The organism is Bacillus sp. V33-4 (assembly GCF_002860225.1).
Taxonomy (GTDB): Bacteria; Bacillota; Bacilli; order Bacillales; family Cytobacillaceae; genus Bacillus_BJ; species Bacillus_BJ canaveralius.
On the sequence record NZ_PGVC01000082.1, the window covers coordinates 1 to 8,736 of the forward strand.

Annotated in this window: 5 protein-coding genes and 1 pseudogene; 2 read left to right on the forward strand and 4 right to left on the reverse strand. The window is 39.3% G+C overall.

The genetic code is table 11. From position 1 onward, the window contains the following. The first annotated feature begins 922 nt into the window (after positions 1–922). A complete protein-coding gene (locus tag CVD23_RS21255) occupies positions 923–1,549 on the forward strand; it encodes a nitroreductase family protein (RefSeq protein ID WP_101575138.1) in 627 nt (208 codons plus the stop codon). 383 nt (positions 1,550–1,932) lie between these two features. Next, positions 1,933–2,118 (forward strand): SE1832 family protein, encoded by a 186-nt coding sequence (locus CVD23_RS21260; RefSeq protein ID WP_101667100.1) that lies wholly within the window; start codon positions 1,933–1,935, stop codon positions 2,116–2,118. A gap of 119 nt (positions 2,119–2,237) precedes the next feature. Here the strand turns inward: CVD23_RS21260 and CVD23_RS21265 are convergent, their stop codons facing one another. The 4 genes and pseudogenes from CVD23_RS21265 to CVD23_RS21285 form a co-directional block, all read right to left on the reverse strand. Next, entirely contained in the window at positions 2,238–3,437 is a 1,200-nt protein-coding gene (locus CVD23_RS21265) for an ROK family transcriptional regulator (protein ID WP_101667101.1), read from the reverse strand. A gap of 226 nt (positions 3,438–3,663) precedes the next feature. Beyond that, the gene (locus CVD23_RS21270) at positions 3,664–4,647 is read right to left on the reverse strand and encodes a glycyl-radical enzyme activating protein (protein ID WP_219619939.1); all 984 of its coding nucleotides are present in this window, start codon (positions 4,645–4,647) and stop codon (positions 3,664–3,666) included. A gap of 282 nt (positions 4,648–4,929) precedes the next feature. After that, positions 4,930–7,476: pseudogene (locus CVD23_RS21280) on the reverse strand (glycyl radical protein). An 82-nt stretch (positions 7,477–7,558) separates the two neighbouring features. Beyond that, positions 7,559–8,650 (reverse strand): substrate-binding domain-containing protein, encoded by a 1,092-nt coding sequence (locus CVD23_RS21285; RefSeq protein ID WP_101667105.1) that lies wholly within the window; start codon positions 8,648–8,650, stop codon positions 7,559–7,561. Between the last annotated feature and the right edge of the window lie 86 nt (positions 8,651–8,736).

Consider the following 8,736-nt stretch of genomic DNA (forward strand, 5'->3'; position numbering starts at 1 on the left):
AGAAAAGTGTCTTTTTTTCATTTATTTTACTGTATAAAACTGGTTAATCAACACGCCTGATGATTTTATTCAGCTGGGATAAAGCCCGGACATGCTTTTTTTCTTGTGTGGCGGCCAGCACAATAATAACCGTGATCTCGTTGAACTCACCAAAGCTTATCCCTTTTTTAAGCGCAAAAGACTCATGCCTGCCCCGTTTATTCCATCCTGGAGTACATGGGGGACATTACCAGCGGGGACCAAAAATTCTCAATTATATCCTCTTTTGTAGCAGATCACAGATTTATCAAATTTTCATTAATGATCACAGACATGGTCTTTGTCCTCCCCTGAAGTTGTATTGTTTGTGAAATAATTCACTTATTTTGTTGCATTTATTATATCACCCGTCTTTTTCATTTTGTTACCGCTTTCATCCCAACATTTTGTGTAGTATTTTGTCTACCTTTGTGAATCGAAGTGAAGGTTTGAGGTGAGGTTTTTTGTAGAGGAACCTATTATATTTCTTAAAGTATGGAAAAGCTGATATTAGGATCAAAAAACAATCATTTTATATGCTCTTTTGAGAGGAATATGATCAAATTAAGGTTAATGGCTTAATTTGAGGTGTTTAAACTAACATATTTTTACTTTAAATTCCTTAAAATTCCTATTATTAGTATTCAATCAGATTAATTAAGCGATAATTCGAGGGAATTAAGCGAAAACCCCGATTATTTAAGCGAAAAAATCAACAATTAAGCGAAAACTGGACTTAATTAAGCGAAACGATAAAAATGCGAAACATGGGCCTGTGTTAGTTACTGTAATTTAAAAACGTGGGGAATGTTGAGACGAATCTTTTGACAGGTTTCACTTACAAATAGTAAGCTGTAAAAGTTGCTTACTTTTAGTAAGTGAAATGATTTTAGGAGGAATAGAAATGTCAGCATCTGAGCAAAGCTTATCAACGGTCATCCGTGAACGACATTCTGTCAGGAAGTATGATCCGGACTATAAAATTTCAAAAGAAGAACTTGAAGACATTTTGAAGGAAGCCACACTTGCTCCTTCATCAAGCAATTTACAGCCGTGGCAGTTCCTTGTCATTCAGGATGAAGAAACAAAAAAAGAGCTGAGAGCTATCGCCAATAACCAGGAGCAAGTTGAAACTTCCTCTGCTGTTATCGCGATTCTAGGCGATTTAGAAATGTATGAAAATGTGGAGAAAGTCTATCGCAGTGCGCATGAAGCAGGCTTTATGGATGAAGCGAACATGAACCGCTTAATTGAAGGAACCAATAAAACATATCCTTTGGCACCTACAGAAGTAAGAGCAAATATAGCATCATTCGATGCCGGCCTCGTCGCGATGCAGCTCATGCTAATCGCAAAAGCACGAGGCTATGACACGGTACCAATGGGCGGATTCGACAAACAAAAATTCCGTGAGAGATTCAATGTATCAGACAGATACATACCAGTTGTTTTGATTGCGTTGGGAAAAGCGGCCGAACCGGCATTCCAGACTACTCGGCTGCCTTTGGAGGATGTTGTTAGATTTATTTGACAATTTTATAATCAGTTCTTAATATAGCGTCCAGAAGAAAACTTTTGGACGCTATTCAAATTTGTTTAAATGCTCTTTTAAGACCTAAAGCGTTGTTAAAATGGGCGTCAATACTGTAAATCAATATGAGCGATCACCGTTGTATGAGTTTTCAAAGACATGTTCTAGAAAACGTATAGCAAAAATTAATTAATTGAGAATTCCTCAATCATTTATGACATTTTCTTATAAAGAAGCAGTTCATTAGAGCCAGAATGTGATGGTTTTATTTAAACTGTTGGTCTTTTCAATATTTATAAAAAATTAATTCTTTTATTACATATACCGGGGTATAATTATTTTTTACGCTACTACTGTAGTAAAAGATGTATGAGGTGATATATGTGAAGAAAACCGAAATCCAATACAAAATCCAAGACGTTAAAGCCGAATACGTCCGCCTCCAGAATGACCTGGAAAAACTTGAATATGTACAAGGTAATACCGCCCCACTTTACAAGCAGCTCGATGAAATTGAAGCAGAATTAAAAGCACTCAATAATCAGTTGGACGAACTAAACAACATGTGAATAAACGCAAAAAGGTCACAGAAAATTGAACTGTGACCTTTCCAATAGGCATGTCGTTTTGGGGTAGTGATCTATCCTTTACAGGAATTTCATGCCCGCTTTTCGCATATCTCTTCGATTCAGCTATATTCCGGCAAAAAAATCTTCTTAAGAACCAGTGTAACAGCACCAATAGCCGTACCGTATTCCCCTAAATTTGTCGTACTGATTGGAGTTGAATTCAATGCCCTTTTCTTGACCATTTCCTTCATAGGTGCCAAGAGAAATTCCCCAGCTTTCGAGACACCTCCGCCCAGTATAATCCTGGCCGGATTTAACGTGTTGATCATATTTGCAATTCCGATCCCAAGATAACGGCCTGCATCTCCAAGGACTTCAATCGCTAGTTGATCACCTTTGAGAGCAGCCTGATGAACAACTTCCCCAGTGATCTGACCCAAATCTCTATGTACGAATTCCTCAATGAGGCTCTTCCTGCCAAGGCGAATTTCCTTTTGTGCTCTCGCTGTAATTGCCGGTCCTGCAACAAGAGCCTGCAGGCATCCATAATTTCCACAGCTGCATTTTGGCCCTTCCACATCGATCGTAGTATGGCCAATTTCTCCAGCCGTAAAGCTTGATCCTGTGAAAAGCTTATGGTTTAAAATAATGCCTGCCCCCACGCCCATTCCAACATTAATACAGATAAAATTATCGATACCCTGACCATTTCCGAACCAGCTTTCTCCCAGGGCCATCGCTCTGACATCATTCTCTATTTCAACAGGTATTTGAAACTCTTCCTCTAACCTTTCCCGAATAGGAATATTTCGCAGATTTAAATTTGGCGCGTATTGGGCCACTCCTTTTTGAGGGTCGACGAGCCCATGCATACCTACACCAATACCAAGAAGGGTATCATTTTTCAGCTCTGCGAACATGCCATGAATCGATTGAATCAGCAGATTCATGAATGTTTCGGCTGATAATGAATTAGGCATTTTAACAAGAAGGGTATCCATGACTTCAGCGTTAATATTAGTAGAAACCAATTTAAGATTATCGACTCCTACATCAACTCCAATAACACGAAAAGTAGAAGAATTGAGGCAAAGCATGATCGGTTTGCGCCCTCCGGTTGAAGTACCCAAATCACTCTCCAACACTAATTTAGACTCTAATAGTTCATTCACCAGATTGGTCACCGTGGGAGGAGTCAAATTGGTTTTTTTGGCAATTTCCGCACGGGAAATGGGTCCTTCCGTACGAATCTCATTCAATATAAGTGATTTATTGAGTGACTTCATAAACTGAAAGCTACCAACCATTCCAGTTGTCATCGTTCTTTCCTCTTTTCTCATTTTTATATCTTGGAACCCATCACACTGGGATATTTGTCATTTTCAAAACTCAATGATGATTACAAATTATTCTTTTCTAACTTAGGTACGCCGTCTCCCAAAGGGAAGATTCGTAGTGGAACACTTATTTTTGCAATAGAGCAACACAGCAGAGATTGTTTTACATAGTCTGTATGCTGCGGATCACTTTGGTGAATTCAAAGATTTAAAATTGGTATACACTTACTCCTAAATCTAATAAAATATTATTTAATTTAACCATATATTCGTTAGTTGGAGGCTCTAGATCTTTCAGCTTGTATTCTCTTCCGATGCTTTTATATTTCCCGCGGCCTAATTTGTGATACGGTAACAGTTCTATCCCTTGGACACCTTTACATTTATCTTTAATGAAATTCCCTATATCAAGGATGTTCTGTTCCGCATCATTAAAGCCAGGAATAACAGGAGTACGAATATACATTTTAAAACCATATACTTGTGACAACTCACTTAACCTCTGAATATTAACTAAAACTTGAGTGTTATCGTGTGTAGTCCATTCTTTATATTTATTACCATCAAGATTTTTCAAATCAATAAATAGAACATCAAGATAAGGAGCAACAAGTGCATAATCTTCTAATGTTCCGGCACCACAAGTCTCCATCGCGGTATCTATCCAATGTTCTTTACAGTAGCGTAAAATGGAATAGACGAAATCCGCCTGAAACATAGGTTCACCGCCAGAAATAGTTATACCGCCGCCACTTTCTTCGTAAAAGGATACATCACGAATAACCTCTTTATAAGCATCCAAAACTGTCATGGACTCTCCTATTGCTTTCCTTGCTCCTGAGTAACACTCTAGGGTACATGGGAATTTTTCAGTTTTGCCAAAACAGTTTTTCCTGCATATTGACCGGTCAACAATCATTTCCCCGTCGACTACTGTTATAGCATTAAATGTACAATTTTTTATACACCTATGGCAGCTAATACATTTATCTTCAAAAAATGCCATTTCTATATAACTCTGCTGGGTTTCAGGATTACAGCACCAGGCACACCTTAATGGACAGCCTTTAAGAAATATCACAGAGCGTATCCCGGGTCCATCATGTATTGCATAACGTTCAATTTCAGTCAATGTCCCTGTTACATTTTCCAAGTCTTTAGACGAAGCATTTAAAAGATCCCCTTTAATCATGCCCACACAAAATCCCTCCTATCAACCAATCACTTTATAACCTCAACCTTCCAGCGTAATTTCTGGTGCATATAATAAAATCAACATATAGAGTAATTTTAGATTTACAACATAAATACGATGCAAGGAAGGGCCCAGTAGTATCTCACACTTGCCCTTCCCTCATAACTAACACCAAAACTTTTAATTGAGTAAATTTAAGGTTTAGGTTACGGACCCTCAGTATGACATTGAAATTTGCCCATCACATATAAACATAGGGATTGTTTTATACAAGAAAAATTATAGTCGCTCTTCTGTTCTTTCTATAATATCTTGTTGGACATCTTTAGATAATTGAGTAAAATATGCGCTATAGCCGGCAACACGTACGATTAAATCTGAATAATTGTCAGGATTTTTTTGGGCATCTATTAGGGTTTTTCTATTAACAACATTAAACTGCATTTGGGCTCCACCGGATTGAAAATATTGGTCAATGATACTAACAAATCTTCTTAACCCGTCAGTTCTCTTTACACCGTTAACTACATTTTCATTCCTCACTTTGGCCACCTCTACATTACTCATTTTGGGCTTCCTCCTTTTTCATCGTAAATCTTCGGGAACGAACTTAAGATTGTACAGGGATCCACATGAAAGAAGTATATTATTGAGCTTTGAAACAGAAGCTGTGGCCGCAGTCGGACCTTTCTTATCTGTACCTCTCATAGGAGATTGCCCATCCGCAACAGAAGTCCAAGCTTCTCTGCCATCAGGTGTAGCACCGCAAACTTTACCAAAGGGTGTATTACTTGAAACCGTACTGGTCGAGCAGTGCAGCGTACCACCAATTGGTCCTCTTCCATACCTTGTATTTTTATAGGTTACAAGAGTATTAGCAGCATGCGCCAGCATGTCCCTTGCCAGAAAATCAACTTCATCTAAATCGTTGCCGTACTTTGGAACATTCAGGCACATTGCTTTTATTTCCGGACCTGTAGGATTAGTATTCATATCCTTGAATTCAGTTTTCAGTGCATGCAAAAGCTGTTTTCCAGTAAGAATTTTATCGTCAAATATCAACTTCTTAACTGCGTACAGGCTGTTAGCTACATTAGCAGTTCCAATTGTTTGCTGCCCAGTCAAATCATATTTAGCTCCGCCTTTTTTCAGCGGTTTACCTCTCGGGATTGTAGTAGTCGGACATCCAAAGACTGCAGCGATTGGCTCTTCTAAACGTTCTTCCCAAAGCTGGTCGATTGTATTTTCAAGAATGGCTTCCATTTTAATGTAGTACTCTAACTGATCAATATACGCTTCCTTAGCCTCTTCAAAGGAGGTAAATGTTTCCAAATCTTTGTCATTTTGATTTGGGTGTAAACGTATACCTGTCCTTGGATCAGTACCTCCATAAAGAGACATTTCAAGTATCTTTGTAAGGTTAAGCCATGCTCCACCTGTTCTGCCCCCCAACAAACCGGCAGTCCCAGGCTCAACACACCCAATAATACAATAGTTATAAGCATCGTCCAGTTCATAACCCCTGTTCATCAACGCGGGGATGTACACCTCATCGTTAAATATGGATGGCAATCCCATTCCTAAACGGACTACCTCAGCTACCTTCATCTTAAATTCCAGTGATGACTTGTTATGGAAACGTACCGTCAATGACGGCTGAGGCACCCTGGTATTAGCAGTGGCTTCCAAGCATATAAAACTCAGCTCATTTGTTGCATCACTCTTAGTCTTTGGGTCCTGTCCACCGACGGTAAGATTCTGGAACATCGGAACGCCACGAAAATAATCTGTGTCCTCCCAACTTCTTACCTTATTGATCGTATAAATCTGATAGTAAAAATTCTCGGTTAATTCCAGAGCATCATTTCTGGTTAGGCTTCCATCAGCAATTCCCTTCTCGTATAGATCCAGCAAAATTTGATCAAACCGTCCAAATGAGATTCCTGCTCCATTATCCTCAATTTGAATACAAATATGAGTGAAAATGATAAACTGTAGCGCCTCACGGAATGAACGGGCCGGGTATTGAGGAACTCTACGGCAAATCTCAGCTAATTCTTTCAGCTCCATATGGCGGGATACATCCGTTTCTTCAGAAGCCATTTTTTCTGCAAGATCAGCATAACGGTTTGCAAACTGTATAGTAGCCTTGCAACTTATGATTGCAGCTTCATAAAAATCTTTTTTCAAAATTGTGTCCGGCACTGTCCAATCCAAGCTTGCCATATATTCCTCACACTGGTCTATAACATGCTGTAAACCATGCTCAAACAACCATTTATGGTCCGGAGCAAAATGCCCGTCTCCCCCCTGGAAATATGCACCGATGTCAGCTGCTTTTATGTTGGCGTGGGTGGTCAATGCTTCTTTTGGTAGACGTCCTCTCAACGCCTCTGTATGGGTCTGGCCTTTCCACCAGTTGATAATTTCTATTAATTTTTCAGTGTCTCCCCGATTGAAATCATATTTATCAGCAGGGCGATCCCATGGGTAAGATGGGGTTCCTTTAAGTATTTCATCCTCCATCCATTCCACATCAAATTCAGGGAATAAAGGGGCCCAGCGTGGTTTGGAAGTCTGATTGCCTGCGAAAAAGCTGCCAGGCATTAAATAAATGGACATATTTTCAAGAACATTTGCAATCGCTTTAGCTCGACGAACTATTGCTGGTAAATTCATATTTTGTCTATAGATTTCTGTCATATAGTAGGCTCTTTCAATACAAATACCCGGTTTAAAAGAAGTGATGTGTTTGTATAGAGCATCCATACGTGTAGACCTTTGTGGCTTTACTTCTAACTGAAAGGAGCTTATTTCAATCGCCATTATATTTTCCCTCCTATTTTTATAAAACCCAGCTTTTATAATAAAATTGATAGTTTTCCTATAACACGGTTAGGCATGGCTATTAATAAGAGGAATTCGGATCATATAGTTCTTCTGCGTTGTCACGGTTGATAATCGGATTAGCTATATAATGAAGGGCCGGAATTTGTTCCCCCTGGACAACTTTAATCGCCATCTTTACTGCGTCAGCCCCTTGCACTCTCGGGTCATTACTTACGGTTACAACTAAACCAGATTTTGGATCAATAATTTTTCTGATCGCTTCTTTTGTTCCGTCAATTGATCCAATAAGGGTTTGCTCACTTAGACCCGTATTTTTAAGTGCAGTAAAAATACCTGGCAACATGACATCACTCATACAAAACACAACTTGTAAATCCGGATGGGACGTTGCAATGTCCTGCATTTCCGGCAGGGCTTTATCAGGCACCCAGTTGCCAAAACGTTCTGCAACTAACTCAAGATTAGACTTCCCGTATTTTTCCAACATAAAATCGGTCCAGCCTGAAATCATTCCGTTTCTGCGATATTGAGAAACCAGTTCCTTCGGATAACCACTTATCATGGCCGCTTTGATTACTTTATCTCCAAATTTTTCCGAAGCAGCTTTAGCCAGTTCCCAGCCAGTTTTATAGCCGGTATCTCTCGGATCATCAGAAACAAAGGATATGGCATTCGCCTTGGCATCGAGGTTACTGTTAACCGCAATTAATGGGATGTTTTTTTCTGCTAATTTATTTGTTGCTGGTATAACACCGGATGGATCCTGCGGGTTCATGATAACTGCATCTACATCTTGGGCAATTAAATCTTCAACTCCGGATACTTGTTTTGCTACATCCCCCTGGGCATCCAGCACAACAAGTTCCACATCATGCTTTTTTGCTTCCCCTTCGGCGCCCCGAATTAGATTTGTATACCAGTCGCTACCGGCCACTCTTCGCTGAGAGAAACCGATTACAATTTTATCTCCATTTTTCTTTCTTGCCGGCTCAACTTTTTCGGATGGTGATTCCTGTTGAGTTTTAGCAGAGGCCACTTGTTGCTTCGTAACCGTAGATTCATTCATTGGAACGACACATCCTGTAAGCAATAGGGTCATTCCAGTCAATAGAGCGATAGTTTTCATTGAAGCAAATTTTTTACCTTTCATATCCTCACCCCACAAATTTTAAACGTATTGTCAAAAATTAAATATATAAATCAAGCAAATACATTGATATCAGAGGGTTTATAAGC

Bases quoted from the DNA above. Each gene is read 5' to 3' on its own strand.
- CVD23_RS21255 (WP_101575138.1), top strand. From the start codon at position 923: ATGTCAGCATCTGAGCAAAGCTTATCAACGGTCATCCGTGAACGACAT.
- CVD23_RS21265 (WP_101667101.1), bottom strand. From the start codon at position 3,437: ATGACAACTGGAATGGTTGGTAGCTTTCAGTTTATGAAGTCACTCAAT.
- CVD23_RS21270 (WP_219619939.1), bottom strand. From the start codon at position 4,647: ATGATTAAAGGGGATCTTTTAAATGCTTCGTCTAAAGACTTGGAAAAT.
- CVD23_RS21285 (WP_101667105.1), bottom strand. From the start codon at position 8,650: ATGAAAGGTAAAAAATTTGCTTCAATGAAAACTATCGCTCTATTGACT.